The organism is Mesorhizobium sp. M1A.F.Ca.IN.020.06.1.1 (assembly GCF_004023265.1).
GTDB lineage: Bacteria > Pseudomonadota > Alphaproteobacteria > Rhizobiales > Rhizobiaceae > Mesorhizobium.
On the sequence record NZ_RZSR01001784.1, the window covers coordinates 1 to 472 of the forward strand.

The 472-nt window shown below is 66.7% G+C and carries 1 protein-coding gene; it reads left to right on the forward strand.

The annotated features are described in order from the left end of the window. Positions 1 to 10 precede the first annotated feature (10 nt). The coding region (locus tag EOA60_RS36880; RefSeq protein ID WP_164899963.1) for a sulfite exporter TauE/SafE family protein at positions 11 to 472 on the forward strand (462 nt) is incomplete at its 3' end.

Sequence of the window (472 nt, forward strand, 5' to 3'; positions counted from 1 at the left end):
AGACAGACGGGTGGGCATCTATCTCCCGATCGCGGAAATTTCCGTCAACGTGTTCGTGCTGCTCGCGATGGGCGCGGCGGTGGGTTTCCTGTCGGGCATGTTCGGGGTCGGCGGCGGCTTCCTGATCACGCCGCTCCTGATCTTCTACAACATCCCGCCGGCGATCGCGGTGGCCACGGGGGCCAACCAGGTCATAGCCTCCTCCTTCTCCGGCGCGCTGTCGCACTTCAAGCGCGGCACGCTCGACTTCAAGCTCGGCGGAGTGCTTCTGGCCGGCGGCATTGTCGGCTCGACCGCCGGCATCTATGTCTTTGCGCTGCTGCGCCGGCTCGGCCAATTGGACCTCTTCATTTCGCTGCTCTACGTCGCGCTGCTCGGCACCGTTGGCGGGCTGATGCTGGTCGAGAGCGTCAACGCGCTGCGCGCCTCGCGCAGCGGCGCGGCGCCGGCGCTGAAGAAATCCGGCCAGCAC